At 61.6% G+C, this 26,563-nt stretch carries 24 protein-coding genes and 1 pseudogene; 11 read left to right on the top strand and 14 right to left on the bottom strand.

Annotated elements, in window-relative coordinates; translation table 11 throughout:
* Positions 1–63 precede the first annotated feature (63 nt).
* Complete coding sequence (gene serB / locus DSM100238_RS01650) at positions 64–747, bottom strand: phosphoserine phosphatase SerB (RefSeq protein ID WP_167510979.1); 684 nt, start codon at positions 745–747, stop codon at positions 64–66.
* Between the two features lie 37 nt (positions 748–784).
* Between serB and DSM100238_RS01645 the strand changes: the two genes are divergently transcribed.
* From DSM100238_RS01645 to DSM100238_RS01620, 6 genes are all read left to right on the top strand, one after another.
* On the top strand, positions 785–1,525 hold the full coding sequence (locus DSM100238_RS01645) for a DedA family protein (RefSeq protein ID WP_152355172.1): 741 nt from the start codon (positions 785–787) through the stop codon (positions 1,523–1,525).
* 51 nt (positions 1,526–1,576) lie between these two features.
* A complete protein-coding gene (gene arc, locus DSM100238_RS01640; protein ID WP_167510989.1) occupies positions 1,577–3,217 on the top strand; it encodes a proteasome ATPase in 1,641 nt (546 codons plus the stop codon).
* Between the two features lie 44 nt (positions 3,218–3,261).
* A complete protein-coding gene (gene dop / locus DSM100238_RS01635; RefSeq protein WP_167510978.1) occupies positions 3,262–4,869 on the top strand; it encodes a depupylase/deamidase Dop in 1,608 nt (535 codons plus the stop codon).
* A 111-nt stretch (positions 4,870–4,980) separates the two neighbouring features.
* Complete coding sequence (locus DSM100238_RS01630; protein ID WP_152355022.1) at positions 4,981–5,814, top strand: inositol monophosphatase family protein; 834 nt, start codon at positions 4,981–4,983, stop codon at positions 5,812–5,814.
* Between the two features lie 156 nt (positions 5,815–5,970).
* The gene (locus DSM100238_RS01625; protein WP_152355021.1) at positions 5,971–6,165 is read left to right on the top strand and encodes a ubiquitin-like protein Pup; all 195 of its coding nucleotides are present in this window, start codon (positions 5,971–5,973) and stop codon (positions 6,163–6,165) included.
* Positions 6,165–7,685 (top strand): proteasome accessory factor PafA2 family protein, encoded by a 1,521-nt coding sequence (locus DSM100238_RS01620; protein ID WP_152355020.1) that lies wholly within the window; start codon positions 6,165–6,167, stop codon positions 7,683–7,685. Before DSM100238_RS01625 ends, DSM100238_RS01620 begins: the two co-directional genes overlap by 1 nt.
* Before the next feature lie 223 nt (positions 7,686–7,908).
* Here DSM100238_RS01620 and DSM100238_RS01615 read toward each other — a convergent pair whose 3' ends face one another.
* From DSM100238_RS01615 to DSM100238_RS01560, 12 genes and pseudogenes are all read right to left on the bottom strand, one after another.
* Complete coding sequence (locus DSM100238_RS01615) at positions 7,909–8,190, bottom strand: HU family DNA-binding protein (RefSeq protein WP_015450672.1); 282 nt, start codon at positions 8,188–8,190, stop codon at positions 7,909–7,911.
* Positions 8,191–8,317: 127 nt separating this feature from the next.
* Entirely contained in the window at positions 8,318–10,882 is a 2,565-nt protein-coding gene (locus tag DSM100238_RS01610) for a lysylphosphatidylglycerol synthase transmembrane domain-containing protein (protein ID WP_152355019.1), read from the bottom strand.
* A gap of 107 nt (positions 10,883–10,989) precedes the next feature.
* Complete coding sequence (gene purB, locus DSM100238_RS01605) at positions 10,990–12,435, bottom strand: adenylosuccinate lyase (protein WP_152355018.1); 1,446 nt, start codon at positions 12,433–12,435, stop codon at positions 10,990–10,992.
* A 60-nt stretch (positions 12,436–12,495) separates the two neighbouring features.
* Positions 12,496–14,040, bottom strand: coding sequence for an alpha/beta hydrolase (locus DSM100238_RS01600; protein WP_152355017.1), 1,545 nt, complete (start codon positions 14,038–14,040; stop codon positions 12,496–12,498).
* Complete coding sequence (locus DSM100238_RS01595; RefSeq protein WP_152355016.1) at positions 14,037–14,327, bottom strand: hypothetical protein; 291 nt, start codon at positions 14,325–14,327, stop codon at positions 14,037–14,039. The genes DSM100238_RS01600 and DSM100238_RS01595 overlap by 4 nt, the downstream gene beginning before the upstream one ends.
* 112 nt (positions 14,328–14,439) lie before the next feature.
* Complete coding sequence (locus tag DSM100238_RS01590) at positions 14,440–15,039, bottom strand: DUF6466 family protein (protein WP_152355015.1); 600 nt, start codon at positions 15,037–15,039, stop codon at positions 14,440–14,442.
* Entirely contained in the window at positions 15,036–16,055 is a 1,020-nt protein-coding gene (locus tag DSM100238_RS01585; protein WP_152355014.1) for a VWA domain-containing protein, read from the bottom strand. The genes DSM100238_RS01590 and DSM100238_RS01585 overlap by 4 nt, the downstream gene beginning before the upstream one ends.
* Positions 16,052–17,137, bottom strand: coding sequence for a vWA domain-containing protein (locus tag DSM100238_RS01580; protein ID WP_152355013.1), 1,086 nt, complete (start codon positions 17,135–17,137; stop codon positions 16,052–16,054). The genes DSM100238_RS01585 and DSM100238_RS01580 overlap by 4 nt, the downstream gene beginning before the upstream one ends.
* Entirely contained in the window at positions 17,134–17,703 is a 570-nt protein-coding gene (locus DSM100238_RS01575) for a hypothetical protein (protein ID WP_152355012.1), read from the bottom strand. Before DSM100238_RS01575 ends, DSM100238_RS01580 begins: the two co-directional genes overlap by 4 nt.
* Positions 17,700–18,668 (bottom strand): DUF58 domain-containing protein, encoded by a 969-nt coding sequence (locus DSM100238_RS01570; protein WP_152355011.1) that lies wholly within the window; start codon positions 18,666–18,668, stop codon positions 17,700–17,702. The genes DSM100238_RS01575 and DSM100238_RS01570 overlap by 4 nt, the downstream gene beginning before the upstream one ends.
* Positions 18,665–19,738, bottom strand: a complete 1,074-nt coding sequence (locus tag DSM100238_RS01565; RefSeq protein ID WP_152355010.1) for an AAA family ATPase — start codon at positions 19,736–19,738, stop codon at positions 18,665–18,667. Before DSM100238_RS01565 ends, DSM100238_RS01570 begins: the two co-directional genes overlap by 4 nt.
* Positions 19,739–19,967: 229 nt before the next feature.
* Positions 19,968–20,666, bottom strand: a pseudogene (locus DSM100238_RS01560) (uracil-DNA glycosylase); the annotation flags it as partial.
* Positions 20,667–20,844: 178 nt separating this feature from the next.
* Here DSM100238_RS01560 and DSM100238_RS01555 point away from each other — a divergent pair.
* From DSM100238_RS01555 to groL, 3 genes are all read left to right on the top strand, one after another.
* Entirely contained in the window at positions 20,845–21,501 is a 657-nt protein-coding gene (locus DSM100238_RS01555; protein ID WP_152355008.1) for a LytR C-terminal domain-containing protein, read from the top strand.
* 103 nt (positions 21,502–21,604) lie between these two features.
* Positions 21,605–21,808, top strand: a complete 204-nt coding sequence (locus DSM100238_RS01550; protein ID WP_015450658.1) for a cold-shock protein — start codon at positions 21,605–21,607, stop codon at positions 21,806–21,808.
* A gap of 547 nt (positions 21,809–22,355) precedes the next feature.
* Entirely contained in the window at positions 22,356–23,981 is a 1,626-nt protein-coding gene (gene groL, locus DSM100238_RS01545; RefSeq protein ID WP_152355007.1) for a chaperonin GroEL, read from the top strand.
* Between the two features lie 304 nt (positions 23,982–24,285).
* Here groL and DSM100238_RS01540 read toward each other — a convergent pair whose 3' ends face one another.
* Positions 24,286–24,579 carry a WXG100 family type VII secretion target gene (locus tag DSM100238_RS01540; protein WP_152355006.1) on the bottom strand — a complete coding sequence of 98 codons (294 nt, stop codon included), beginning with the start codon at positions 24,577–24,579 and terminating at the stop codon, positions 24,286–24,288.
* A gap of 97 nt (positions 24,580–24,676) precedes the next feature.
* Between DSM100238_RS01540 and DSM100238_RS01535 the strand changes: the two genes are divergently transcribed.
* Both DSM100238_RS01535 and DSM100238_RS01530 read left to right on the top strand, forming a co-directional pair.
* The gene (locus tag DSM100238_RS01535) at positions 24,677–25,750 is read left to right on the top strand and encodes a TPM domain-containing protein (RefSeq protein WP_152355005.1); all 1,074 of its coding nucleotides are present in this window, start codon (positions 24,677–24,679) and stop codon (positions 25,748–25,750) included.
* Positions 25,743–26,489 (top strand): response regulator transcription factor, encoded by a 747-nt coding sequence (locus tag DSM100238_RS01530; protein ID WP_152355004.1) that lies wholly within the window; start codon positions 25,743–25,745, stop codon positions 26,487–26,489. The genes DSM100238_RS01535 and DSM100238_RS01530 overlap by 8 nt, the downstream gene beginning before the upstream one ends.
* The last annotated feature ends 74 nt before the right edge of the window (positions 26,490–26,563 follow it).

Raw genomic sequence — 26,563 nt, 5'->3', positions numbered from 1 at the left:
CGGCCATCCGCTTGTGCCGGCGCTGGAAACACCGTCAGCGTCGGCACAAGCAGATCGGAACGCTCAGTCGCCTGACAGCAGATCGAGTACGTGGCGCAGATCCCGCTCGTTGATCGCAACGTCGGCGGCAAGCTGCACTTTCGGTTTCGCACAGAACGCGATGCCGAGCTGAGCCGCCTGAATCATCGGAATGTCATTGGCGCCGTCACCGACGGCAACCGTCTGATCGACCGGCATGCCGTCCATCCGCGCCCATGCCTGCAACGCATGGAGTTTCGTGGTTTTGCATACGATTTCACCGAGGACGTTGCCGGTCAACCGGCCGTCGACGACCTCCAGCTGATTCGCCAGCGCGTGGTCTATATGCGCGTCTTCGACCAAGCGGTCCACCACCTCGTGGAATCCGCCGCTGACCACACCGACTGTCCAGCCATGCTGGTGCAAGGTATCGATCAAGTCGAGCGCGCCATTGGTGAAGGTGACCCTGTGATACACCTCGTCGAACACACTCACCGGCAAGCCAGCAAGGAGTTTGACCCGTTCGCGCAGCGCCTGACAGAACTCCAGCTCACCCGCCATCGCGCGTGCGGTGACGGCGGCGATCTGCTCGCCGACACCTGCGGCGACCCCCAGTTCGTCAATCACTTCTTGATCGATGAGCGTGGAATCCACGTCCATCACCAGGATGCCGGGGCGGGCGAGTGTGGGGGCGGATTCGTTCGGAGCTTGCAAAGGTTCATCGATCATGCCTTCGATTGTCGGAAAATACTGGGACAATGCCGTCATGCGTGTTTATGCTCTTGCGACCACTGCCCCCATGTGCGATACATCCGACGGCGGCCTCATCGGCACCATCACCACATGGCTGGTGGATTTGATGGAATCCATTGGCGGTATCGGCGTGATGCTTGCCATCGCGCTCGAATCCATATTCCCGCCCATTCCCAGCGAAATCATCCTTCCGCTCGCCGGATTCACCGCCTCACGCGGCACGATGTCCCTGGCGGCGGCCATTGTGTGGGCGACCGCCGGCTCGCTGATCGGCGCGCTGGCCTTGTACGGCGTGTCGCGATGGGTCGGATTGCATCGCATCCATCGCGCCGCCGACATCATTCCGGGGGTGAGCCGTGACGATGTCAATCGTGCCGGTGATTGGTTCAACCGGTACGGCACATGGTCCGTGCTGATCGGCAGGGTCATTCCCGTCGTCCGTTCGCTGATTTCGATTCCTGCCGGTTTCAATCGCATGGGCCTGGTGCAATTCAGCGGCTGGACGCTGCTCGGTTCGGCGGTCTGGAACACGATCTTGGTCACTTCCGGCTATGTGCTGGGCGATAACTGGTGCTCGATCCTGGGCGTGCTCAATGTGTTCGAAGATGTCGTGATCGGGGTCGTCATCGTGATCGTGCTCGCGTTCATCGTGCTTCGGGCGCGTAAGCTGGTTGCCAGCCGTCGTGCGCGCGGACAGGAGACGGACGAACCTGACCATGTGGCGACGACGAGGGACGACCTGCAGGAGCGGTGACGCGAGCCATCGCAGGAAAGCGAGACGACCATGAGCGATGATGAGATGAGGATGCCGCAGGAGCGTGACGCGGAGGATTCCCAAGCCGACGCGTTGAAAGCGCGCGACCGTGCGCTGGATGAGCTCGCCCAAGCCAATGACCAGCTTATGGCGAAGAACCATGCGTTGGCGGCGGCGCTTACCCGGGCGAGCCAGGAGCTGACGAAAGCCAAGTCCCAGCTCGGCCAGTTCGCTCAGCCGCCGCTGAATTTCGCGACGATGGTCGCTCTTGAATCCTGCACCACTGATGATTTCGGTGTCCAGCATGCAAGTGCGGAAGTCCTCTCCGGTGCCCGCCGCCTGATTGTGCCGGTTGCTACGACGTTGAACGCGTCGCGTCTCAAACCTGGCGATACGGTGTTGCTCAACGAGAACATGGTGCTGGTCGCGCGCAGGGATGCCGACCAGCTCGGCGCTGTGCGGCAGGTCAAGCAGGTGTTCGCCGATGGCAGAATACTGGTCGCCGATGCCGGCGGCTCCTCACAGGTCATCCGTCAGGCGGGCGCGTCGCTGGACACGGCGGTTGAGCCGGGCGACCGGGTGTTGGTCGACCCTGCGTGCCGGTTCGCGCTCGATGTGCTTGCGCCTGAGGAGCATGCGGATTTGGTGCTGGAGGAGGTCCCCGATGTCACCTTCGACGATATCGGCGGTCTTGATGAACAGATCGGCCGCATCCGGGATGCCGTCCAACTGCCCTTCCAGCATCGGGAACTGTATCGCAGATATCATCTCAGCGCACCGAAGGGCATCCTGCTGTACGGCCCTCCCGGCAATGGCAAGACGATGATCGCCAAGGCGGTCGCCCATGCGCTTGCCGAGGGGACGGACGCCGGTTCCGGGGTGTTCCTGTCGGTCAAGGGGCCGGAACTGCTCAACAAGTATGTGGGTGAGTCTGAGCGGCTGATCCGCTTGATATTCCGGCGTGCGAGGGAGCGTGCCCAGGACGGGCGCCCTGTCATCGTGTTTATCGATGAGATGGATTCACTGCTGCGCACGCGCGGTTCGGGGGTTTCCAGCGATGTGGAGACGACGATCGTCCCGCAGTTCCTCGCTGAGCTCGATGGCGTGGAACGTTTGGACAATGTGATGGTGATCGGCGCTTCGAATCGTGTGGATATGATCGATCCGGCGGTTTTGAGGCCGGGACGTCTGGATGTGAAGATCCGCATCGACAGGCCTCGCGAAGCACAGGCTTGTCAGATTGTGCGGCATTATCTGACCGATGATCTGCCGTTTGAGCCCGGTGTTGACACTGCCGCCTTGGTCGGGGTGCTGGTGCATGACCTGTTCGCTCATGGTGAACATCGGCATGTGGCGGATGTCCTTGACGATTCCGGGGTGTGGTCCCCGTTGTATCTGGGTGATGTTGTATCGGGTGCGATGCTCAAGAACATCGTCGATCGCGCCAAGACCCGGGCGGTCAAGGCGTCCATCGAAACCGGGGCGGATGTCGCGCTGACGGTTGAGATGCTCGCCGGTGCGGTGGACGGCGAATTCCGGGAGACGCGTGATGCGGTACTTGACGCCGATCCGGCACAGTGGTCGCGGATCAATGGCATCGCCGGTGGCAGGGTGGTGCGTATCCGGCCTGCGGCGGGTTATACGGCGGGTTATGATGCCGATACTGAGGGAGCCGCCGCGCACGGTGCATAACCGTATCGCATAGTGCGCCACGTGAGGCAGGCCAAGGAGGACGAATGAGCGTTCGCAGGGTGATGGGAACGGAAACCGAATATGCGGTCAGTCGGCCGGGCGACGCCCGCGCAAATCCGGTCAGACTGAGTTTCGACGTGGTCGCCGCCGCCGACGACGGTACGCGCGGCGATATCCGCTGGGATTACCGGCAGGAGGATCCGGTCAATGATGCGCGCGGACACCGGTTGGAGCGTGCCGCCGCGCGTCCTGACATGCTCACGGACGCGCCTCAGCTGCACATCACCAATATCATCGCGCCCAACGGTGGCAGGGTGTATGTCGACCACGCACACCCCGAGTATTCCGCGCCTGAGACGACCGATCCATTCGAGGCTGTCCGCTACGACCATGCCGGTGACGTGATCATGGGCCACGCCGCGCAGGAAGCGTCACGGAACACCGGCAAGCCGGTGGTGTTGCACCGCAATAATGTCGATGGCAAGGGTGCCAGCTGGGGTACGCACGAGAATTACATGATGTTGCGTTCCGTACCGTTCAGCCAGGTTGCGGCGCTGATGACTGCGCATCTGGTCACCCGCCAGCTGTATGCGGGCTCGGGCCGCGTGGGATTGGGAGAACGTTGCGAACATGCGGGCTTCCAGCTCAGCCAGCGCGCCGATTACATCCATATGCGCATCGGTTTGCAGACCACATTCGACCGGCCGATCGTCAACACGCGCGACGAATCGCACAGCACCGATGCGTACCGCCGTCTGCATGTGATCGTCGGGGACGCCAACCGCATGGATGTGCCGCAGGCGTTGAAGCTCGGCACGACGAGCCTGCTGTTGTGGCTGCTGGAGACGGCGCCGGAAGTCTCCTATGACGTGGACGCGCTGCTTGCATCGGTGGCATTGGACGATCCGGTGACAGCCATGCATGAGGTTTCGCATGATCTGACATTGGCTGCTCCGTTGCGACTTGCCGATGGGGGAACGTTGACGGCATGGCAGATCCAGACACGGCTGCTCACCGCGGTTTTTGAAGTCGCCGCGATGCGGTATGGCACCGACAGTCAGGGCACTCCCGTGTGGCCTGACGCGCAGACGCGCCGAATCGTCGGCATGTGGCGCCGGGCGCTCGCTGATGTCGCCGCGGTCAGACATGCGGACGATGAGACGCGCCTGACGATGGCCGATGAGGGCTCACGCTTGGAATGGCTGCTCAAATGGCAGCTGTTGGAACGGATGCGCCGCCGCCTTGCCGTTTCAGGACAGGAGATTTCCTGGTTGGATCCCAGAATCGTCGCGCTTGACTTGCGTTGGGCGGCATTGGATCCGAACGTTTCGCTGTTCGAAGCGGTCAAGACCCATACCGAGCGACTTGACGGGTCGGATGCCGACGCCATGGTCGCGCAGGCGACTTCACAGGCGCCGGATACGACGCGCGCATGGTTGCGGGCGCATATCGTGGGGGAGTTCACGGCGCAGGTCGTCGCGGCGTCATGGTCGCATGTGACGGTACGTGAATCAGACGGCTCATTGTTCGGATTCGATATGTCCGATCCGCTGGTGTGGACGCGTCAGCGTTGCGAACACGCCGTGCGTCGCGGCTTGGCTCAGGGCGAATCGGCGGCGGACGTGCTGCGTGACATCATCGCTGACAGGTAAGATATCCAAGAAAGTTTCGTGATGCGTGGCGTGGCAACGGTTGGTCTGAACGGCGTCGCGTCACGTCCGAGCCGGCAGGATCCGGCGAACGACAGGTGAAGGTGGAGGAACATGGATCTGCAACAGCTGGCGCTGGAAGCAGCACGCGTGGCACAGGACGTAGGCAAGCATGCGTTCCAGGCGCAAGCGAACCCATCCAATATGGTCGAGGCGCATATTCCTGATGTTCCAGGAGAACCTCCCGTACTGCCGGTGAACGAACGACTGGTGCCGTTCATCGAAAACCGGTTGACGTATCTTGACCGGTTCAACGGCTTCTGGCACGATCGTCCTGAACATTGCCAGCCGGGGGAGCGATATTGGTGCGTCGGGCGTATCGATGGCGCCATCAATTTCGTCCGTGACATGTCCGAGTGGACGGTGACGATTTCGTTGTTCGAGATCGATGAACACGGGGGCGCGAACCCGGTGCTTGGCATCGTCCATGCTCCGGCGCTCGAGTTGACCTATCTTGCCGCGCGCGGCAAGGGCGCGATCCGCATCTGGCGCACGCCATTCGGCGATAAACGGCAGAAAATCATCCCCACCACACGTGCCAGCCTTGAAGGCTCGGTCATCAGCTACGGCATGTCCTACGTGCCGTCGGAATCGGAGCGTGCCTTGCACGTGGTGTCCGCACTCGCCGGCAAGCCCGCGGACATCAAGCGGGTCGGGCCGGTGTCGTTGGATATGTGCCGCGTCGCCGACGGGACGTATGACGCGTATTTCGAACCTCATCTGCATCCTTGGGACATCCCGGCAGTCTCCGCCGGTACCGTGGTCGTACGCGAGGCACAAGGCCAAGTATCCCGGTGGGATGGTGAGGATATCCGTTGGCGTGAGGAGAACGATGTCGTCGCCAGCAATGGCCTGTTGATCGACCAATTGCGTCCATATCTGCACTAACCGGCCGGCGTGCTGTCCATGGTGCTGCGACAGCCGCAGCGTCGGCATGCCGTACGGTCTGTCTTCTGCGTTTCGGCCGGCAGCAGGCAATCGACCCACGAACGCGGTAGGCTGGTAAGGATTGTGAACAATCGGTCGCATCGAAAGGAGCGGGCCATGCCGCAGGAATACGCAGCCCAAGGCCAAGCGCGACAGGAACGTCGCGCCGATGAAGAACACCAGCCGGTGGAACGCGCACAGGCGCAACCCCAAGCTGATGCGCTCGATCAGGTGCTTGACGATATCGCGGCCACCTTGGAAACCAACGCTCAAGATTATGTGAGCAGCTTCGTACAGCAAGGCGGTCAGTGATGCCGCAGCTGCGCGACAGCGGTACTCATGCGCTCACGGGTTCCGACGCCGCCAAGGTGCCCCGTTCACCGCAATACGAGACCGGCGCACGGATTTTCGGCATCGAAACCGAATACGGTGTCTCCATGACAGGCGGCGAGCGCCACGGGGATGCCAGACAAGTCGCTTCGACGATGTTCATGCCGGTGGTCGCTCAAGCCCGATCGACGAACACGTATCTGTGCAACGGCGCGAGGCTGTATCTCGACGTAGGTGCGCATCCGGAATATGCGACCGCCGAGACGCGTGACCCTCTGGACGCACTCGTGCAGGATCTTGCCGGCGAATCGGTGATACGGCGGCTGGCGCTTCAGGCGCAGCAGCGTATTCGGTCTACGGTCGGAGACGACGCCATCATCCATGTGTTCAAAAACAACGTCGATTCTGCAGGTCATGCCTTCGGCTGCCATGAGAATTATCTGGTGCGCCGATACGTGCCGCTGCCGGTCATCGAACGTGAGTTGCTTCCGTTCCTGATCACCAGGCAACTGTTTTCCGGTGCAGGACGGATCACCGATCATGGATTCGAACTGTCGCAACGTGCCGATTATCTTGATGAAGCCGTCTCCTCGGCGACCACGAGGGCCCGTCCCATGGTCAACACGCGGGATGAACCGCACGCCGACCCTGAGGAGTTCCGCAGACTGCACGTCATCATTGGGGATTCCAACCGTTCTCAGTTCGCCACGTTCATGAAGCTGGCGACGACGCATCTGGTTCTCGGCGCGATCGAATCCAGTGTGCGTGCCGGCAGAGCATCGGGATTCCAAGCGTGCGCGCTTGCCGATCCAAGTATCGCCAATCGGGCGATCAGTCGCGATATCACAGGTACTGCACTGGTGCAGCTTGCCCAGGACCGTGGCGACGAGGGAATGGCATGGCACCCGCAAGGTGTCGCCAGCGCGTTGGATATCCAGCAGCATTATCTGGATATCGTCAGGCAAGCCATGGCCGCCGATTCGCATGCTGTTGCCGCTTCACTGCCCAGAACGGATGTGGTTCGCGTCATGGACGATTGGCAGGAGCTGCTTGACCGTCTCAGGGCGAACGATGTGGATGCGCTCGCGGACAAGCTCGATTGGGCGGCGAAATACCGGCTGTTTTCCGCGTTGCGTGGACGTGGCCAGCGGATTGATGCGTGGCGTGCGCAGCAGCTCGATATGGATTATCACGATATCGTCAACGGCAGCGTGTATCCCGCCTTGGTGCGCCGCGGCATGATGCGGGTACTGGCGTCTGAGCAGGATGTCGAACGGGCGGTCGGACAGCCGCCGGCTGATACCCGTGCGGCGATGCGCGGGCGGTTCATCCGGGAGGCGCAACGGCATGGCGCGCGTTTTTCCTGTGATTGGACTCGCCTGACGCTTACGGAGCCGGTCCATGGCGAGGTGGTTATGCTTGATCCTTTCGACGCCGGTCCCAGTGAAGCATTCGATGATATGCTCGCGCAACTCGAGGACGCTGCCGGTCAAACGCAGTGATGCGGCGAGCGGCGTTGGACTGCCTCGATGTTGGACGTTTCACGGTTTTCGACGTTTCGCGGTTCACGTATGCCGGTGCCGGATGCTGAGCGTCCGCGATTCGAATGGTGGGCATCGCCGTCATCGTGCTGAACGGTGTGATACCCCCGTATATGCGAAAACCCCGACCGTCGATGGTCGGGGTTTTCGTTGTCCTGAATCACAGGGTGAAGCCTAAGTCAGCTCACTCGGCGACAGCCTTCTTCAGCAGGGAGCCTGCGGAGATGCGCACGCCGTAGGAAGCCGGGATCTTGATGGTTTCGCCGGTGCGCGGGTTGCGGCCGGTGCGAGCAGCGCGCTTCACACGCTCAGCGGAGAACAGGCCGGTGAGCTTCAGGCCTTCGCCGGACTTCATTGCCTCAACGAACACATCCTGGAACGCGTTCACGGCGGCTTCTGCCTGAGCCTTGGTCAGGTTGGACTTCTGAGCGATCTTCGAGACGAGATCAGACTTGTTGTATGCCATAAAGCATCCTTCTTGTCGGGGGCCTTCCACATTACGAAGGCCGTGTCAACTGTAGATAATACCGCAGGTTCTAGAGAAACGCGGCTATTTTCAGGGTTTTTCGTCACTTTTCGGCAAATCGGCACATTCAGATCAGATTATGACGGTCCAGCCACTGCATGGCGAGCGCGCCGAGCGGAATACGCAGCCAGTAGAAGCAAATCCGGTAGAGCAGTGTGGCCGACAACGCCACCGCCGCAGGCACACCGACAGAGCTGAATGCGAAGGTGAGGGCCGCTTCGATGGCACCAAGGCCACCCGGTGTAGGCACCGCCGAACCCAAGGTGTTCGCGAGGATGAAGATGAACATGGTCTCGATGGGATTCGTCCTGTAGCCGAAGGCGAGCAGCGCCGCCCAGAACCCCATGCCGATGGCGAGGTTCAGAATAATCGCGCCTGCGATGGCGACGCCGAACTCTTTGGGTTTGGTGAGCATTTCAATAAGCTGCCGGGCATACGAGCGGATAATCGGCAGATATGTGGTGATGATGGTCTTGCGCACCGGCGGAATGATCATTGCCAAGGAGATGACCAAAGCCACGGTGGCGATGGCGATAATCAACGTGTTCGTAGGCACCATGCCGGTCAGGGTGTTGCGGCCTGAGAAAACGCCGATGCCGAGCAGCAGCACAACCGTGGTGAGCGCCTGGGAGACGACGACGGCGCTCATGATTGCGGTCGCCGCGGTGTTCTTGTAGCCGCTTTTACGCAGGAATTGCAGGTTCACAAACGCTGGTCCGACACCGGCAGGCATGGATACCGCGGTGAAGCCGGATGCCGCTTGTGAGCAGAAGATACCGAAGGGATGGCGTTTGCCACGGTCCATGAAGGCGGCGAGCGTCACGCCGGTGCCTATCCACGCGACCACACTGAAGACCATGCACAACAACGCCCACCACGGGTTCGCGTTGCGGATCGCCTGGATCATCGCGTCAGGGCGCAGCTGGGTGAAAATCACCGCGATGGCGACGATGGTCAGGGTCAATGCGATGAAGGACCGCAGGCTGAAGCGCGAGAGTGTGACGGTTTCCAACTGTTCGTCGGCGTCTTCAGGCAACAGTGTTTTCAGCCGGTCGCGTAAGGCGCCGAGCAGATGCTTGTCCCAGCCGTCCAGTGCGCGGGTCGCTGCAGGTACGGCTGCTTTCTGCACGAATGGGGCGATATCGATCAAGGTGGCATCCCCCCAGACGTCACGTGCCGCGGCGACGGAGCGCTCCACGCCGATGCACGCGCACAACAGGGCGAGCAGCTGGACCTTGTCAAGAGCCATATTCGCGGTGTTGCTGGCGCAATCACCGTTCTGCCATCCTGCGATAACCGGGGTGCTGCCATCCAGCATCGCGATGGTGGACGGGGTGATGCGCCGGTGGGTGTATCCGCGCGTGTTGGCGTGCTTGAGGTAGGCGAGCAGCTCTCGTGCCTGGGCGTCGCTGAGATGGTGCAGATCGCACGGCGTCAGCCGGGTGGTGGAGTTGAACACCAGAATGGAGGATTCGGCGGCATCCGCCGCTCCATATACCGACGGGACTTGCAGGCCGGTATTGCGCAAGCCGAGGATCATGGCGAGATGATGATGCATCGCGTCCTGAGCGGAACGGTCACGCCGCACGACAACCCCGTTGAGCTTGATCCACTGCCAGAGCTGGCTGAAATAGCCGGCGCTGTGTTTTTGGTCGTCAAGTACGGAAACCACATACGCAGTGCCAGCGGTGTCGGTCATGTCGTAGATGCGTGAATTCTCGATCAGGTCGTCATCCACGCAGGTTTGGATGACCGCGTTTTCATTATTCGCATCGATGCGGCGGGTCAGGCTTGCGACGTCGATGCCGATCCCGTGCAGGGCTTCGGCCAAGTGCTTGCCCCAGATACCTTTGTTCTCGCTGCCGGCGGCGAATCGAATGAGCATACCGACGACGCGTGCCAAGGCGAATGAGACGAGCACGCCGGGCACGGAATGCCACGAGACGATGATTAGGATCGCCGCGACGATATACAACGTGTTCCAGCCCCAGCGCACGGTGGAATGGATGCGTCTCGGCCCGGCGACGGTGAGGAACGCTCCAAGCCCGGCATACATGTCCGGCAGCAATGAGAGGGGAGAGGCGCCTGTTCCGTTGGATGCGAGCGCGGAGATGAGGTTGATGCTGCCGGTCGCGTGCAGTCCGGCGCTCAGTGCTGCGCAACAACCGTAACCGCTGAGCAGCGCGAGAATCGAAACGACCGAGTGGAGCCATTCACGGTTCATCAGAATCTGGATGAGCACGCTGAGCACGATGCATACGGCGGTCAGTTGCTGCAGTAGGGTGGTGGGGACGTCCATAAGCCAGTCGAGCGCCTGCCCGGCGTTCCGCGCGTCCGTTTCCACGCCTTTGGTCATGCCGTTGAGATAGGCGGCGATCAGCAGGACTGCCACCATGCCAAGCAGCGCGGCGAACGCGTGGGTCAGATCGGTGAAATCACGGGTTCTGCGGGGCGCGACGTCATGAATGACAGGTTGTCGTGTCTCTTGGTGCTCTGGCTGACAGGCTTGCTCGGGATGCTGGCGCGCGTCGGCGTCCTTGGACTCGATGCCCTCTGTCGGTGATGCTGGGTTGTGATGCACGGCTTGTCTTTCCAGGATGGTGACATACGCGGGTTCGCTGGACCTGCGCATATGAACGTGGCGAAGGCGCGTCACAGCCGTTTCAGGCCGTGACGCGCCTTCATGTCGGGATCACGTATGGCGAAGCCCCAGTAGGGATTGCCATACATGACATGGACTTACTGGCGGTCGAAATCGACCAGCTTCGAAGCCGCCCCGGTGTAGGTGGCCGGTGTCAGTGCCTTGAGCCGTGCCGCAGTGGCAGGGTCGAAGGACTGCTCGTCGATGAACCGTTCGACATCCGCTTTTCCGATGCTGTGCCCGCGCATGAGCTCCTTGACCTTCTCATACGGGTGATCCATGCCGGGTTCGCCGGCGAGTTCCCCGGCGCGCATCGCTGTTTGGATGGGCTCCCCGAGCACTTCCCAGTTCTCGTCCAGTTCGCGGCTGATAACGATGGCATTGGGATGGATGGACTTGAGACCTCCGAGCAGATTCGTCAGCGCGAGCACCGAGTAGCCGAGCGCGGAGCCGATATTGCGCTGCGTGGTGGAATCAGTCAGATCGCGCTGCCAGCGGCTTTCCACCAGCGTGGCGGAGAGCGTGTCCAACAGGGAGCAGGAGATTTCCAGATTGGCTTCGGCGTTCTCGAAACGGATCGGATTGACCTTGTGCGGCATGGTGGACGAACCGGTGGCACCCTTCACAGGTTCTTGCGCGAACACGCCGCGGGAGATGTACATCCACACATCGACGGCGAGATTGTGCAGGATGCGGTTGGTGTGGCTGATGGTCCCGTACAGTTCCGCCTGCCAGTCGTGGCTTTCGATTTGCGTGGTCAGCGGGTTCCACGTCAATCCCATACGGTTGGTGACGAATTCCTTGGACACCGCGATCCAATCGACGTCCGGAAGCGCCGCCAGATGCGCGCCGAATGTGCCGGTGGCGCCGTTGATCTTACCAAGGTACTCCTGTTCGCGCACATGCTTGAGCTGTCGGTTGAGCCGGTGGACGAACACGGCGAGCTCCTTGCCGAGCGTGGTCGGCGTGGCAGGCTGGCCGTGGGTCAGGGCGAGTAGCGACATATCGCGATATTGGTCCGCTTTCTCGGTGAGCAGGTCGACGATCGCCTGCGCGTCTGGCAGCCACACCTGTTCGATTGCGTTCTTCACGCACCGGGCGATGGACAGATTGTTGATGTCCTCGCTGGTGCAGGCGAAATGCACCAGGGTTTTCAGATGGGTCAGTTGGGTGTCCGCGCCGAGCGCGTCAGCCGCGTGGTCAAGCTCATCATCGATGTAGTATTCAACCGCTTTCACATCATGATGTGTGATCGCCTCATGCGCCGCATGCCGCGCGATGCCTTCTGCGCCGAACTGTTCGGGGATGGCACGCAGATAATCCTGCTCCGCTTGGGTCAACGGCTTGACACCCGGGACGATCGGCTGGTTGCCGTTGCCCGCGAACCCGTTGGCGAGCAGGATCATCCATTCGACTTCCACGCGCATGCGTTCCCGGTTGAGCGCCGGTTCGCTCATATATTCCACCAGAGGGGCGGTTTGCTTGTGGTAGCGTCCGTCGAGCGGGGTCAGTGCGATTGCTGGGGTGATGTCAGTAAGCTTCATACTGCTCAGGATACTTCCTACCGTGAACCGGCGGCGGCCATGTTCCTGCCGACGCCGGTGTCATCGTGCCATGCGTCCCTGCCAGTAGCTGGTTTCCTCCAAGGTGCCGGCGATGACCTCACGAAAATGCCGGTTGTGCGAGTCCACCGCTTCCGATCCGAGCGCGTGCGCGTTGGCATACGCGGCCTGATGGAATTTCAGATGGTGGGACATCTCACGCGCTTGTGTGCTCTGCGGCACTGGTGTGGTGATATCCGTGCCGGCCTCGAGATTGTGCGGCGCTTGGGCGACCGATCCATGGATGGTCAGCCATGATGCGCTCGCGGGATTGGGCGTCCCATCCAGCGCCGCGACGAGTTCATCATCCATTTCGATGCTTGTCGCCCAGACCCCTGTTCGAATCGGATGATTCGCCACGGGGGAGCCGGCGGTGACGATATGCCTGATGTTGTACGGGCTGTCTGCTGCGAGTGTCGCCGCCACGATGCCGCCTTGGGAATGCCCGATGACAGCGACGGGGTCGTCTGGTTTGATGCCTGCGCGATGCATGGCGTCCATGACCATGCGTGCGCTGTCGGCTGCAAGCCGCGTGTCTGCGTCGTCGCTCATCAGCTCGATATTCTGCGCCCAGCCGAATGGGGAATCCGCATGACCGTCAGTGCCCGGCACAATGACCAGCCAGCCCGTGCCCCCATCATCTCGCCGGTAGCGTTGAATGGCGACGGTCGCGTATGACAGGCCGTTGTCTTCGCCGGTGCCATATTGGCTTTCGGCAACGGATCGCAGTTGTGCGATGGCGTCGGTAATGCCGTCGACCGGTTGCGCGATCTGGCGTGAAGGGTGCCGTCGGGTCAGATCGATGCAGTTGCCTTGCCTGCGGTCGTTCAGTGAGGAGGTGATTGAGGCGAGTTGTCCGGCGGCGATGTTGACGCGTTGCTTGGTGAGCATGCCTTGGAACAGGTCGTCGGCCCGCCGAACGCCGCCTGCACCGGTGCCGATGCCGCGCCTCGTCCGTGACGCCGCGATGCCGCCGAGGACCATGGCGCTGAACCCAGCCATGATCGCCTCATGATACGGGGCGGTGATGTGCAGCGCTTCGAGCGCGGCCTGCTGCTTGTCGTCGCTTTCGGGGATACATCCGATGGATTGCAGGATCGAGGCGGCGAACTGTTTCAAGCTCGGTGAGGATGTCGCCAACGGATTCGTAGGAATTGACGCACCATACGCTGAAACGCGGTGTTCGGCATCCGTGTACAGACCATGGGCGCGAGCCACAAGCCGGCAGAGCGTGTCCAGCCGCTCGGCGATCGCATGGCAGTCGCGGGTCTGCTCGTCGCACCAGGCGGACAACGCGCGATACCGCAAGGGGATATGCCCGGTCGCGGTGCCGGCGTTGAACGGGCTGACCTGCTGATTCGCCGGATAGAACCCGGATTGGAGTTGGTAAGAGACGATGCGTTCGCGGGCCTCGGACCAGTATCGTGCCTGAATTGTCATCTGCCGCGAAGCTTGAGCAAGGGACGCGCAGAGCGCTTGGAATTGCTGCGTTTCGGCGACGCTCAACGCGGGGCCGCCTGCGATGCGGGATGTGACGTGCCAGGTCATGGCCGGTCCTGACGACACTGGGTGAGCATGATCTGCGCGCGTCGCCTGACGGCGTCATTCCGGGCGATAAGCGAGTCAAGGGATTGCCTCATCAGCGTTGCGGCTTGGCCGTGCCATGGCGTGGCCGTTGCGGTCATCGCGCTGTCGTCGAGTGCCGCAGTACTGCCGCGCGTATGCGAATATGCGGTTTCCAGCGCGTCGATGGCGTCGTTGGCGGCCCTGCGGCATGTGCATGTGTCCGGGCCGCCCATGGTTGGCAATACACGGCATGATAGGTATGAAGTCATACGTCCATCGAAGCGTATGACGTGTCTGCATGCACGTCGCACGCGTCAATGTGGTCAAAAGTTGATTCCCTCGACGGCGTAGCCGTTCCTGCGGGCGAACATCACCACGGAATCACCACGGTTTGACGCTCGAGCCGGACGATGGGGTTGGCGTCGATGTTCCCGCCGTGGAGCTCGTCGATGGCGAGGGAGAGGCGGACTGGTTGGATTTGAGCAGATCCTGCACCTGTTGGCGCTGCTCGTCGTTCAATCCGTCCTGCGAGGAGGACGACGATGCTGAAGCGGACGGCTGTTGCGTCGAGCCGTCACTGGAACCGGTGGAAGACGACGCCCCCTGCTGCTGTTTGAGTTCCGCTGTGATGCGCTTGGTCAGTGTCCGTGATGTCGCGCTGTTGGCTGCAATCAGCTGTTTGAGCTGCGGCAGCAGCACAGCATTCCACGTCTGCGCCTCGGCGAACTGCTCGTCGGTCTGTTCCTGCCGGGCCGCGAGCGTCGACCAGTCGGCAGTGCTCTTCGCCGACGCTGACAGATTGGCTTGAAGGCTCGCAGTGGCTTGGTTGTATGCGCTTTGGGCTTGCAGGTTGGCGGCTGCCGCCAACGCCAAGGCCAGCGCGCAGCAAGCGAGCACGACCATGATGATGCGGATTGCGAGCGGGGCGCGCTTCGCCCGCATGGCAGGCGGGGTCGGCAGTGATGACGGTGTGCCGTTCATAGCAGTCTCCTTGACATTGCTATCCATGCGCCCAACTCCCATGCCAGCAGTACTGCGATGACGATGGCGATCGGCCAGACCACGGGCGTGGTGCGTTGCCGCGTCTTGGCGGTGGCGGTGGTCCGCCATGCCTTGGACGCTTTGGGCAGTGAGTTGGTTGCGGTGTGGGATGCATCCAGCATGATGGCGCTGCCGCTGAGTTCGTCGGCGATGGTGCTCAGCGTGTCAGGACTGAGCGTTGAAATACCGGGCTGCCCGGTAGTCGGGTCGGTTACCCAGGTTTCCTGGTCGTCGGCGCTGTCATCTGAGCCGTCCGCGGGAATCTTCCCGCCAGTGGTCGAGCCGGCACCCAGCACGACCGCATCGTCGAGATATCGCCGCAGCGACGAGTAGGTTCTGCGGGTGGTGGTCGAGGTTTGTTCGCCATCACTGATCAGGAACAGAACGATGGTGTCATCCGTGTGCCGTTGGCGGATATCTTTGAGTGTGAGCAGCAGTTTGTCCAGCGGAGTGTCCAGCGACGATCCCGAGGACGCCGCCGAGGATTCCACTGCCAATGCGTCTGCCCAGTTGTCGATGGCGAGCGTGTCCGGCGTCAAAGGAACATCCAGCGAGGCGCTCGCCCCGAAGCTCAACGCGGAGAAACTGGCTGCAGGATAGGCTTTGGTCAGATCATGGACAGCGTGTTTCGCAGCATCGAGACGACTGATCGTCGTCGCACTGCCGTAGGTCGCATCCTTGACCGCCATGGAACTGGTCGTGTCGATGGCGATGACGATATCGGTCGCGTTGACCGCTTTGCTGGTGGTGCTTGCGACGGTGCTCGGCGTCAACACCGCGATGGCGGTGAACAGGCAGATCAGCGTTCGTCGTACGCATGACGCGACGGTTTCATCGCTGCACGCACGGTGGCGTATATGGATGGCGACTTCAGCGACGGCGCATGCCGTCATGACCGCCGCGACCGCGATACCGGCGGGCCAGCCGAGTGCGGGGGATAGTGTCCATCCGTTCATCGTCTCAGCCTCCAAGCGAATACGAGCCATACCAGGATGCACGCCGCAAGGGCGAGCGTCCACCATCCGGGCGCATCATCGACGGCGGATTGCGCATTACGCTGGTGTTGCGCGCTTTGCCGCTGTTCGATGGTTTTGACCATCGACTCGATGGATGAGCCGTCAGCCTGGGACATGAATGTTCCGCCGTGCGATTCGATCTGGCGTTTGAGATCGGTGGTCGTCTTGTCGCTCAGGCTTTCCTTGGCTCCCGCATACACCGCGTCCACGCTGATCGATGCGGTATGGGCCAGATCGAGCGCCTGCTTGAGCGTGTAGGTCTCCTGGCCTGATACGACGTTGTCCGTTGCCAGCACGATGGACGACGAACGTCGCCGCGCGGTGTCCGACGTGGAGGACGTCGATTGCGAAGCATTGCCATAGGCAAAACCGGGGAGCATCGCGGCGCAGCTGACCAGCCCGTCGCCGATCAAGGACGTCGCGTTGGTTTTGTTCTGGGTCCCGTCCAGCCAATCGGAGACCTTCTGATAATCCGCATCGCTCATCTTGTCGATGTCATCCTGCGTCTGCACGTCTTTGAGGATCGATGCAGCCGATTTGAGCTCACGGGTCACCAGCGCATAGTCGTCGGTCAACGGAAACACCGTGCGTGATGTCGAGTTGAAGATGGTCATGCCGATACGTTCGCCTTGGAAATTCGACACGAGTTTGAGATAGGTGTTGATGATCTGCCGGTCGTAGGGAAGCGTGGAGCCGGACACGTCGAGACACAGGACGATATCTCGGCTTGCCGAGCGTTCCTGCCCTTCGTCGATGTGCGAGGGGCGCGCGATGAGCGAAACGGACAACGCGAGGGCTACGACCAGCGCGCCTGCCGCTATCCGGCTGAAGGTCCTCCACTGGCGGAACAGCTCGGAGGCGTGATCAGTGTTCAGATCCTCGTCGAGACTGTACGATTTGAGGTCGGGGTTGCGTTCTGCCGCCCGGCGTTCGCGCCATGCGGCGAGCATTGATACGAGCGCCACGATTGCACCGGCGCCGCACAGGGCGATCAGCGCTGCCCAAGGCCATTGCCATCTCATCGGCGCCACCTTTCAACCAGTGTGGATACCCATTCGGCGCCCTGCTCGACGCTTGTCGTGCGGGCGGCGTCATTGTACCGTTCATCGGCGAATTCCGGCGGATACAGCGCGGCGATGGTCTGGCGCAACAGCATGAATCCGGCTTTCGCGCGCCCTGTGGATGTCGGTACCGTGCGGTTGAGATCAGACAGGGTCTGGGTCTCCATAGTGTCTTCCGACATGCCGGACGCGTATGCGCGCGCCAATGCGGCGAGCTGCGCGAAAGCCTGATCGCGGCTGATTTCGCCGGCATGGAACCGATCCACCACATCGTCGATGCGCCGGTGCCATGCCTTGGTGCCGCTGGTTTCGTGATGCACACCGCGATGGGGACGCGCAGGCTGTGACCGGGGCCGGCGTGGTTTGGACAGCATGATGGCGAGGACCGTCAGCAGACATGCCAAGGCGAGTGCGACTACGAGGACGGTGACGATCATGCCGGCGCCGTCGAATGGCTGGGCGGGTTTGAGGTCGTCGAGCTTGATGCCTGCGACGATGCCGTCGATTGCGGCTAAGGTGATGCTCATGCGCGGTCTCCTGCCTTGCCTGCGGTGTCACGGGTATGCACAACGGTTGCGGGGCGGGTCGAGAAACCGGTACGTGCAAGGCTTATGGACACTGTGTGTACGAAGGTGCGGAACATGGCTTCGCTCGATGACGCGCGCATCAGTGTCGAACCGCCTGCCTGCAATTCAGCTTCGAGCTGGGCTGCGAGATAGCTTCGGTGGGTGTCCACTTCGCTTGCACTGACAGCGTTGATGAGCAGCGCCGGCAACCTCCTGCCGGTGTCGGCGTCGGCGACTGCCCGTCGACGGGCGACGAACGGGTTGATGGTCGCCACGTCGATGACTACCATGGGGTGGGTCCGTGCGATGGTGCGCATCGTGGCAAGTTGCGGCTCGCCGAGCGCATGCTCATCCGTGGCCAGCACGATCAAGGCGTTACGATCGCTGATACGCCGCGCATAGTCCAACAGGGCATCCATATTGCGCGCGTGGTTCCACGGGCGTTCGAGCGCCCGGTCGAGCGTGTGCTCGAACTGGGCGAACCCGCCATGGAACGGCACTCTGGTGATGCTCGCCGAATCGGCGCATACCAGTGAAATATCGTCGGACCGGCGCAAACTCAACGCGGCGAACATACGCAACCCGTTTGCCGCGACCTGCCAGGCCATTTCGCCTGACTCGCACGATCCGGTCATTTCCCGACCGGTGTCCATCAGCATCCATACCCGTGACGTGACTTGGCGTTGCCTGTGGACGACCATCGGTCTGCCGTTGCGCGCGCTGGTACGCCAATCGATGCGTCGCGCTTCGTCCCCGGGCTCGTATGGGCGGATATCCATGATGTCATCGCTGCCGAACCGTCGATGGGAGGGGTGTTCGCCTTCGAGGGTGCCCAACGCCCGTTTTACGGTGGGCAAGGTGAGTGTGGTGGCGAGCGCCTCGATTTTCCTGCGGATGGCGTCGTCGCCCGTCATGCGGCCGGTCATGGCACTGGCACCGTCGCCACGACGGAGTCGACCACTTGGTCGCTGGTCACGCCGTCGGCGAGCGCTTCGAAGGTCAGCAGGATGCGGTGGCGCAGGATCTCGTGCGCGAACATCCTGATGTCTTCGGGGATGACATAGTCGCGCCCGGCGAGCAGCGCCGCCGCTTGCCCGACGCGGATGAGCGCGATGGAGGCGCGAGGACTGGCACCGAGCCGGACGCGTGCGGACAGGTTGGCGATGGGGTGGGTGCCGGCTCCTCGTGAAGTCGTCACGATATCGACCGCATAGCCCATGATCGCTTCGGAGACGTGGACCCGGCGTGCGGCGGCGCGCAGGAATTCGACATCGGACAGCGAGAGGACTTCACCTTCAAGCTGTTTGGTGTCGATGGTGTCTGAACCGCGTCGGGTGAGCATGGCGAGCATGCGCTGTTCTTCGTCCGCGCTCGGGTAGCTCATCACCGCTTTCATGGTGAATCGATCCATCTGCGCTTCGGGCAGATTGAAGGTGCCTTCTTCTTCGATGGGATTTTCGGTGGCGATCACCATGAAGGGTTGCGGCAGGGCGATGCGTTCTCCGCCGATGGTCGTGGCCCCTTCGGCCATCGCTTCGAGCATCGCAGACTGGGTTTTCGCGTTGGAACGGTTGATTTCGTCGAGCAACACGAAGTTGGCGTGGATCGGGCCGATTTGTGTGCTGAACCGTTGTGTGGAGAAGTCGAAGACCTGGGTGCCGACCAAGTCGGAGGGCATGAGGTCCGGAGTGCATTGCACGCGTTTGAAACTGCCGGACACGGATGTCGCCAGTGTCTGTGCGGCGGTTGTTTTGGCCAGACCGGGAACGGATTCGATGAGGATGTGCCCTCCGGCGACCATGGTGACGATCAGCTCTTCACGCAGGTTGTCTTGGCCGACGAGGGTCTGCGCGAAGCGTGCACGGATGCGGTCGGCCAGCTGCCGTGCGTGGTTGAGATCGTCGGGTGACAGGCCCGCGGATGTCGGGGTCGCCGGTTGTTGCGGCATCGGCGGCATCGGTTGCGGGACGTTCGGTTGTGGTGGGAAAAGTGCCATGGTGTGCTCCAACGATTGGTGGCTGGTCGGTTGGCGGCCGCACTGGCCGCAGACCGGTATCCCAGCATAGTAGCGGATTGGGATGCCTCGCTCACAGCAGAGGCGTCATGGTGGGTTGTGCTGGCGCCGGGGTCGTCGGGGTGTCGGTGTCGGTGTGGGCGACGAGCGGCGGTACCGGTTTGGCGGATACCGGTTGCAGCTGACCGTAGGCGGGGGACGTCGCCGGTGGGAGCGCCCAGTCCACGGGTTGTGCCCCCATGGCTGTCAATGCTTGATTGGCGCGTGAGAACGGGCGTGACCCGAAGAAGCCGCGTGAGGCCGACAATGGGCTGGGGTGTGGGGATTCAATGATCGCCGCGTTCGTGAGCAACGGTTTGAGTGTCTGCGCATTGCGGCCCCAAAGAATCGCGACCAAGGGCTTCGGCTTGCCCTCCTGGTCGGTCCGGGCGTTGAGCGCGCGGATCGCCTGGTCGGTGATGTGCTCCCAGCCTTTGCCTTGATGGCTGTTGGGACGGCCGGTCTGGACGGTCAGGCATCGGTTGAGCAGCATGACACCGCGCTGCGTCCACGGGGTCAGGTCGCCGTTGATTGGGGTGGGGACGCCCAAATCGTCGCTGAGTTCCTTGTAGATATTGATCAGGCTTTTCGGCAGCGGATGGACGTCGGGCGCGACGCAGAAGCTCAAGCCGACCGGGTGGCCAGGTGTCGGATATGGATCCTGTCCTACGATCAGCACCTTGATGCTGTCGAAGGGGATGGTGAATGCCCGTAGGACATTGCGGCCTGCGGGCAAGTAGTGTCGACCCGCAGCGATTTCCGCCCGCAGGAAATCACCCATCCGGTGGATATCCGGCTCCACGTCGGCGAGCGCTTGAGCCCACCCCGGGTCGATGATTTCGGACAACGGTTTGACATGAGCATGTTCCATGCCTTCTACTCTATGGCGTTGATGGACGTTCTCATGGATTCGGGCGTCTGGGCGCCGTCTGTGGACGCCGTATGTCGTGACGAAGCTGTGGATATCCGGCATCGCGGACGGTATTTGTGCCGGTGCTGCCCAGTCGAGCATGTACACTCGATAATGGATTTATTCGGAAGGACGGCATATGGCACGCAAAGACCGGAACACTGATGAGTCGTACGCGCAGGACGTGTTCGATAACCCCCCGCAGGGGCCGATCGGTGTGCATCGCGGCAATCGGTCGATTGCATCGCGTCTTGTGCCGTTCCTGATTGTCGTTGTCATTGCCGCCGCCGCGGGTATCGGTACGTGGGCCGCCATGTCCGGCGAAGGTTCCAAGCTGTTCTCCGGCGGGAACAGCGCCTCGTCATCGACGAGTGCGTCCGCCTCGTCGAGCGCGTCCGCGTCGTCGAGCGCCTCATCTTCGGCGTCCGCAAGCGACACGTCTTCCGCGTCCGCGTCGGCATCCGACTCTGCGTCTGCGTCTCAGTCGCCGTCCCAATCCGCAACGCAGCAGGCGTCCTCGTCGGCGTCGGCGAATCTGTCCACCCAAGTTCGTGTGGTCAACGGCACGCGTAAGAACGGGTATGCCGCCAAGCAGGCGGCGGTGCTCAGCGGCGCCGGGTATACCAACGTCGTGGCGGCCAATCCTTCAGGGAATTTGCCGAGCGCATCGGTGGTGTGGTATCAGAATGAGTCCGATCTTGCCACAGCACAGGATGTCGCCGCGAAACTGGGCATTTCGAATGTCAGCCAGGTCACCAATCTGTCTGCGCCGGTCGTCGTTGTGCTGATGAACTGAGCTTCGGCGTTTCTTAGCATCGTCCCGCTACAATGGGGCACCAAGTGGGCGGTTGCCGGCGTGAATGGTTGCGGCGGACCGGCCCATGTGAGGGATGATTGATATGGCACAAGGAACGGTGAAATTCTTCAACGCAGGTAAGGGATATGGATTCATTGCCCCGGATGAGGGTGGGGATGACGTATTCGTGCATTACTCCGTGATTCAGCAGGAAGGCTTCAAAAAGCTGGATGAGGGCGACCGCGTTGAATATGAGGCAGAACGCGGGCCGAAGGGCTTCCAGGCGACTACGGTCACCAAGTTGTGATCCGGCGATCCTGTTGTCGTTGAGTCCGCGCGTGTCATCCTGATCGGCGCTGCCGGTCACCATCATTCGCGCTTTCCATCCAGGCGTCCTAGGCGGGCGCCTGTTGTTTTGTCTGCGTATCAGCATGTCGTGCGGCAATCCGGCGGTTTGGCCTGCCATTGGGGGAGGGGCGAAAAGCTGCGTTTGATGCGATGGCGCGACGCGGCATAGGCCATCCTGTTGCTGTTGCGCTGCCCGGGCACGATGCCCGACATGTTGGATGGGCTGCAGCCCCCGCATCGCGCATGATTCCTGTCATGAACGCGGCTGCAATCTGGAATCCAAGCGGCTGGGCATTGGCGTGCCGGGATTATTCCCGTTCGACGCCCGCGACACGCGTTTCATGCCAACAGCGCAATACCGCACCCGATGTTGGCACTCGACGGCTGAGAGTGCTAATCTCCCAATTAGCACTCGGAAGCCGAGAGTGATAACCGGCAGCTGACGGTCGGGCAAACTCAAAGTCTCGGGTGGAAGAACATACCGTGTAGCCATATGTGGAGGAACAATGGCAAAGATCATTGCATACGACGAGGAAGCTCGCCAGGGAATGCTCGCGGGTCTCGACAAGCTCGCCAACACCGTCAAGGTCACCCTTGGTCCGAAGGGCCGCAATGTTGTGCTCGACAAGACCTATGGCGCTCCGACCATCACCAACGACGGCGTCTCCATCGCCAAGGAGATCGACCTCGAGGAGCCGTATGAGCGCATCGGTGCTGAGCTGGTCAAGGAAGTCGCGAAGAAGACCGACGACGTCGCAGGCGATGGCACCACGACCGCTACCGTGCTCGCCCAGTCTCTGGTCCACGAGGGCCTGAAGAACGTAGTCGCCGGCTCCAACCCGATCGCCCTGCGCCGTGGCATTGAAAAGGCCACCGACGAGATCGTCAAGGAACTGGTCGCCTCCGCCAAGGACGTGGAGACCAAGGACCAGATCGCAGCCACCGCGACGATTTCCGCAGCTGACCCTGAGGTCGGCGAGAAGATCGCGGAAGCGCTCGACAAGGTCGGCCAGGATGGCGTCGTGACCGTCGAGGACAACAACCGCTTCGGCCTGGATCTCGAGTTCACTGAGGGCATGCGTTTCGACAAGGGATACATCGCCCCGTACTTCGTCACCAACGCTGACGACCAGACCGCCGTGCTGGAGAACCCGTACATCCTGCTCACCTCGGGCAAGGTGTCCAGCCAGCAGGACATCGTTCACCTGGCTGACCTGGTCATGAAGAGCGGCCGTCCGCTGCTGATCGTGGCTGAGGACGTCGACGGCGAAGCGCTGCCGACCTTGATTCTCAACAAGATTCGTGGCACCTTCAACACGTGCGCGGTCAAGGCTCCTGGCTTCGGCGATCGTCGCAAGGCGATGCTGCAGGATATGGCCATCCTCACCGGTGGCCAGGTCGTCTCCGACGAGCTGGGCCTGAAGCTCGATTCCATTGACATGGACGTGTTCGGCACCGCTCAGAAGGTCATCGTTTCCAAGGACGAGACCACCATCGTCTCCGGCGGCGGTTCGAAGGAAGACGTGGCTGCCCGCGTCGCCCAGATCCGTTCCGAGATCGACAACACCGATTCCGATTATGATCGCGAGAAGCTGCAGGAGCGTCTCGCCAAGCTCGCCGGTGGCGTGGCCGTCATCAAGGTCGGCGCTGCGACCGAAGTCGAGGCCAAGGAACGCAAGCATCGCATCGAAGACGCTGTGCGCAACGCGAAGGCCGCTGTCGAAGAGGGCCTGGTGCCCGGCGGCGGTGTGGCGCTCGTGCAGGCTGCCAAGAAGGCTGAGAAGAGCGAGGCTCTGGCTTCGCTGACCGGCGAAGAGGCCACTGGCGCCGCTATCGTCTTCCGTGCCGTCGAAGCTCCGATCAAGCAGATCGCTGAGAACTCCGGCGTCTCCGGTGACGTGGTCTTCAACAAGGTGCGTGAGCTGCCGGAAGGCCAAGGCTTCAACGCTGCCACCAACACCTTCGAAGACCTGATGGCCGCGGGTGTCACCGACCCGGTCAAGGTCACCCGCTCCGCACTGCAGAACGCGGCTTCCATCGCCGGCCTGTTCCTGACCACCGAGGCTGTGGTTGCCAACAAGCCGGAGCCGAAGACTGCGGCTCCTGCTCAGGGCGCTGACATGGGCTACTGATCCATGCGACCTTGATTCGTCTCACATTCGCGTGAAACGACGCATGTGACTCATATGGATGCTTCAGGGGCGTCGACGGGAAACCGTCGGCGCCCCTTGGCGTTATGGAGCGACTGTCGAAGGTATGCAGACAATCGGCGAATGCACGGGCGAATGTCTTCTGATATGCCTTCGATACTCCGCGTTCATGCGTTCCGCCACATATCGGCAAGGCAGGCGCGCAGGCGACGGCATCGGGCTTCGCGCCGCGAGATGATGCAATGCCAACTGCTGCAACGTAAGCTGCCGCGATCGCCCTACGCCGTCACGACATGGTGAACAATCGCGAAGCCTGCGCCTCGGCGTCCGCGTAGACATTCGACGCTTGGGTCAGTGACAGCCCAATCGCCTCCAACGACGCGTCCATCTGCTGTTGCGCGGCTCGCCATTGTCTGATGACTCCGGAGAACTGCGCGGATGCCGAGCCACTCCATACGCTGTTGAGCCCCTCGAGGTTCGCGTACATGCCTTGGACCGCCTGCCTGATCTGTTCGATGGACGAGCGCACCGCAGCGCTTGAGGACTGGATGTGTTCCGAATCGACTTGATACTGTGCCATTGGTGTTCCTTTCTGAACGGTGTTGTCGCCGGTTGGCGTCGCGGACCGCTGACCGCACGTCCCCCGTTTGGTGCAGCCGACCGCTACAGTGGACAATATGCGGTTTTTGAACATGTCTCACGTCCGTACGGCATATGTGGTCAAAAGACGGCGGCAGCCGCAGCAGACGTCTGGCATCTTATGGCAGCGCATGCTCGCGGTTCTTATCGCGTTGTTCTGCATCTTCGCAGTGGCGGCGTTGCCGGTACACGCCGATGCGGACGACGCGTCGAGCCCCAGCCCTTCCACATCATCGTCTTCGTCATCGTCCTCGTCTTCATCGGACACGTCAACCGGCGCGACCCTGAGCGCCGATATCACCGATCCGGAGAACCTCCTCGGGGACAATGTCACCAGTGTCACTGACATGATCACGAAAACGAAGAACAAGTACGGCGTTTCGGTGCGGTTGCTGTATCTTGACAGTTTCGGGACGACAGTCAAACCGTCGACATGGGCGAGCACCCTGTTGCAGTCGACCAGTCCGCAGCCGAACACCGTGTTGCTGGCGGTCGCCAGCGCTGACGGCAACCTCGTTGTGGCGGTGTCCAACAATTCCGATGAGTGGCTCAAAGATCAGAAAGCCGTCGACCAGCTGTCTCAAGCCGCTTCCGAGCCCTTGACCAAGAAGGGGTCGCCTGACTGGTCGGGCTCGGCGATAGCGATGATGAACGAGATCGCCAAGCTCAAGGAAACCTCGACGTCGAAAGGCGCTACAACAGTATCCACTGTCGTTCTCGTTGCCGGGCTTGTGTTGTTGGTCGCTCTGGTCGTCGCCATCATTGTGCTGGCGCGCAATGCTCGCGGCGCCCATAGCAAGGGCGGCAAGCAGGATCGTTCGCGTAAGGCGCTTCGCCGCTCGGCCAAGCGGACACAGCATACGGGCGGCGCATCGAAGCATGCACATGCCGACCATGCCGACAAGGCGGATGGTACATTTGGGCAAGAGCAGAAGAGCAAGCATGACGATTCTTCGGGGAGCGCTTCTGACCTTGCCGATACGGGCGCGTCAGCAAGCGATGAGCGGCATACCGCGGCCGTCGACGAATATCTGAAGCGATTCTCTCAGCAAGTTACAGAACATTCTCAGGAAACACGAAGACAAAAGAGGAATGCTAGGAAGCATGAGTAAACCAATTGAAGCATCCATCGTAGTTGTCGACGACGAGCCGTCCATCCGTGACCTGCTCGTGGCATCGTTGCATTTTGCAGGATTCGAGGTGAACACCGCAGCTTCGGGATCCGAGGCGATTGAGGTTATCGAGAAGGTACGGCCAGACCTGATCGTGCTCGACGTCATGCTCCCGGACATCGACGGGTTCACCGTGACGCGGCGCATCCGGCAGGAAGGCATCGATTCGCCGGTGCTGTTCCTCACCGCGCGCGACGACACGCAGGACAAGGTCATGGGCTTGACCGTGGGCGGCGACGATTATGTCACCAAGCCGTTCAGCCTCGAAGAAGTCGTGGCGCGCATCCGTGCGATTCTGCGCCGTACCAGCCACCAGGAGGCCGATGACCCGATCATCCGCGTCGGCGACCTCGAAATCAATGAGGACTCCCACGATGTGACTCGCGCCGGGGTGCAAGTGGACCTGAGCCCCACCGAGTACAAGCTGCTGCGCTACCTCATGGACAACGAAGGACGCGTGCTGTCCAAAACCCAGATTTTGGATCACGTCTGGCAGTACGATTGGGGCGGCGACGCCGCAATCGTCGAATCCTACATCTCCTACCTGCGCAAGAAGGTCGACGGCGTGGTCGTGGAAGATGACAACGGCGAGAAGCACAAGGTCGCCCCGCTGATCGAAACCAAGCGAGGCATCGGATACATGATTCGTGCGCCGAAGACGGCGAAGAAAGACGCCTGATGCCGCTCCATCCAGGAAACACATCCAAGGAATCCCCGCAATGCGACGCTACCGCAGGCGGGGATTCCGCGTCA

It is taken from the genome of Bifidobacterium apri (assembly GCF_009299485.1).
GTDB classification, from domain to species: domain Bacteria; phylum Actinomycetota; class Actinomycetes; order Actinomycetales; family Bifidobacteriaceae; genus Bifidobacterium; species Bifidobacterium apri.
Note: the sequence above shows the minus strand (reverse complement) of the source record. Positions and strands in the feature narration are given on the sequence as shown.

Excerpts from the sequence above, each read along its gene's own strand:
- DSM100238_RS01550 (WP_015450658.1), top strand. The coding sequence starts at position 21,605 with ATGGCACAAGGAACGGTGAAATTCTTCAACGCAGGTAAGGGATATGGA.
- DSM100238_RS01555 (WP_152355008.1), top strand. The coding sequence starts at position 20,845 with ATGGCACGCAAAGACCGGAACACTGATGAGTCGTACGCGCAGGACGTG.
- DSM100238_RS01590 (WP_152355015.1), bottom strand. The coding sequence starts at position 15,039 with ATGAACGGCACACCGTCATCACTGCCGACCCCGCCTGCCATGCGGGCG.
- DSM100238_RS01580 (WP_152355013.1), bottom strand. The coding sequence starts at position 17,137 with ATGAGATGGCAATGGCCTTGGGCAGCGCTGATCGCCCTGTGCGGCGCC.
- DSM100238_RS01585 (WP_152355014.1), bottom strand. The coding sequence starts at position 16,055 with ATGAACGGATGGACACTATCCCCCGCACTCGGCTGGCCCGCCGGTATC.
- DSM100238_RS01565 (WP_152355010.1), bottom strand. The coding sequence starts at position 19,738 with ATGGCACTTTTCCCACCACAACCGAACGTCCCGCAACCGATGCCGCCG.
- DSM100238_RS01645 (WP_152355172.1), top strand. The coding sequence starts at position 785 with ATGCGTGTTTATGCTCTTGCGACCACTGCCCCCATGTGCGATACATCC.
- DSM100238_RS01600 (WP_152355017.1), bottom strand. The coding sequence starts at position 14,040 with ATGACCTGGCACGTCACATCCCGCATCGCAGGCGGCCCCGCGTTGAGC.
- DSM100238_RS01575 (WP_152355012.1), bottom strand. The coding sequence starts at position 17,703 with ATGAGCATCACCTTAGCCGCAATCGACGGCATCGTCGCAGGCATCAAG.
- DSM100238_RS01530 (WP_152355004.1), top strand. The coding sequence starts at position 25,743 with ATGAGTAAACCAATTGAAGCATCCATCGTAGTTGTCGACGACGAGCCG.
- arc (WP_167510989.1), top strand. The coding sequence starts at position 1,577 with ATGCCGCAGGAGCGTGACGCGGAGGATTCCCAAGCCGACGCGTTGAAA.
- dop (WP_167510978.1), top strand. The coding sequence starts at position 3,262 with ATGAGCGTTCGCAGGGTGATGGGAACGGAAACCGAATATGCGGTCAGT.
- DSM100238_RS01540 (WP_152355006.1), bottom strand. The coding sequence starts at position 24,579 with ATGGCACAGTATCAAGTCGATTCGGAACACATCCAGTCCTCAAGCGCT.
- groL (WP_152355007.1), top strand. The coding sequence starts at position 22,356 with ATGGCAAAGATCATTGCATACGACGAGGAAGCTCGCCAGGGAATGCTC.
- purB (WP_152355018.1), bottom strand. The coding sequence starts at position 12,435 with ATGAAGCTTACTGACATCACCCCAGCAATCGCACTGACCCCGCTCGAC.
- DSM100238_RS01535 (WP_152355005.1), top strand. The coding sequence starts at position 24,677 with ATGCGGTTTTTGAACATGTCTCACGTCCGTACGGCATATGTGGTCAAA.
- serB (WP_167510979.1), bottom strand. The coding sequence starts at position 747 with ATGATCGATGAACCTTTGCAAGCTCCGAACGAATCCGCCCCCACACTC.
- DSM100238_RS01570 (WP_152355011.1), bottom strand. The coding sequence starts at position 18,668 with ATGACCGGCCGCATGACGGGCGACGACGCCATCCGCAGGAAAATCGAG.
- DSM100238_RS01630 (WP_152355022.1), top strand. The coding sequence starts at position 4,981 with ATGGATCTGCAACAGCTGGCGCTGGAAGCAGCACGCGTGGCACAGGAC.
- DSM100238_RS01625 (WP_152355021.1), top strand. The coding sequence starts at position 5,971 with ATGCCGCAGGAATACGCAGCCCAAGGCCAAGCGCGACAGGAACGTCGC.
- DSM100238_RS01610 (WP_152355019.1), bottom strand. The coding sequence starts at position 10,882 with ATGCGCAGGTCCAGCGAACCCGCGTATGTCACCATCCTGGAAAGACAA.
- DSM100238_RS01615 (WP_015450672.1), bottom strand. The coding sequence starts at position 8,190 with ATGGCATACAACAAGTCTGATCTCGTCTCGAAGATCGCTCAGAAGTCC.
- DSM100238_RS01620 (WP_152355020.1), top strand. The coding sequence starts at position 6,165 with ATGCCGCAGCTGCGCGACAGCGGTACTCATGCGCTCACGGGTTCCGAC.
- DSM100238_RS01595 (WP_152355016.1), bottom strand. The coding sequence starts at position 14,327 with ATGACTTCATACCTATCATGCCGTGTATTGCCAACCATGGGCGGCCCG.